The sequence below is a fragment of the Pantanalinema rosaneae CENA516 genome, from assembly GCF_050753385.1.
GTDB lineage: Bacteria > Cyanobacteriota > Cyanobacteriia > Leptolyngbyales > Leptolyngbyaceae > Pantanalinema > Pantanalinema rosaneae.
In genome coordinates this window covers 1-1,328 of record NZ_JBLZFZ010000178.1, presented here as the reverse complement: position 1 = coordinate 1,328, position 1,328 = coordinate 1, and the positions used below count along the sequence as shown (strand labels likewise).

Here is a 1,328-nt window from a genome sequence, read left to right as displayed (position 1 = left end):
TGCTGACCTGAGCGATGCTGACCTGAGTGGTGCTGACCTGAGTGGTGCTCACCTGAGCGGGGCTGACCTGAGGGGGACAATTGTTGATACTTCAACTCAACTTGACCAGAAATGGCGATTCATCCACGAAATTGTCAATCAAGGGGCATCAGGTCGAGATTTAAGTGGTACTGACCTAAGGGGGGCTAACCTGAGCGGGGCTAACCTGATTGTGGCTGACCTGAGCGGGGCTAACCTAATTGTGACTGACCTGAGAGGGGCTGACCTGAGGAGGGCTGACCTGAGGAGGGCTGACCTGAGGAGGGCTGACCTGAGTGGTGCTCACCTGAGTGGTGCTGACCTGAGCGGGGCTGACCTGAGGGGGACAATTGTTGATACTTCAACTCAACTTGACCAGAAATGGCGATTCATCCACGAAATTGTCAATCAAGGGGCATCAGGTCGAGATTTAAGTGGTACTGACCTAAGGGGGGCTAACCTGAGCGGGGCTAACCTGATTGTGGCTGACCTGAGCGGGGCTAACCTAATTGTGACTGACCTGAGAGGGGCTGACCTGAGGAGGGCTGACCTGAGGAGGGCTGACCTGAGGAGGGCTGACCTGAGTGGTGCTCACCTGAGTGGTGCTGACCTGAGCGGGGCTGACCTGAGGGGGACAATTGTTGATACTTCAACTCAACTTGACCAGAAATGGCGATTCATCCACGAAATTGTCAATCAAGGGGCATCAGGTCGAGATTTAAGTGGTACTGACCTAAGGGGGGCTAACCTGAGCGGGGCTAACCTGATTGTGGCTGACCTGAGCGGGGCTAACCTAATTGTGACTGACCTGAGAGGGGCTGACCTGAGGAGGGCTGACCTGAGGAGGGCTGACCTGAGGAGGGCTGACCTGAGGAGGGCTGACCTGAGTGGTGCTCACCTGAGTGGTGCTGACCTGAGCGGGGCTGACCTGAGGGGGACAATTGTTGATACTTCAACTCAACTTGACCAGAAATGGCGATTCATCCACGAAATTGTCAATCAAGGGGCATCAGGTCGAGATTTAAGTGGTACTGACCTGAGGGGGGCTAACCTGAGCGGGGCTAACCTGAGCGGGGCTAACCTGAGCGGGGCTGACCTGAGGGGGACAATTGTTGATACTTCAACTCAACTTGACCAGAAATGGCGATTCATCCACGAAATTGTCAATCAAGGGGCATCAGGTCGAGATTTAAGTGGTACTGACCTAAGGGGGGCTAACCTGAGCGGGGCTAACCTGAGCGGGGCTAACCTGAGCGGGGCTAACCTGAGCGGGGCTAACCTGAGCGGGGCTAACCTGAGCGGGGCTAACC

The 1,328-nt window shown here is 55.6% G+C and carries 1 protein-coding gene; it reads left to right on the top strand.

Annotation, left to right across the window (positions count from 1 at the left end; translation table 11 throughout):
• Positions 1–1,328: pentapeptide repeat-containing protein (locus ACN4EK_RS32695; protein WP_431662619.1), on the top strand; the 1,328-nt coding region annotated here is incomplete at both ends.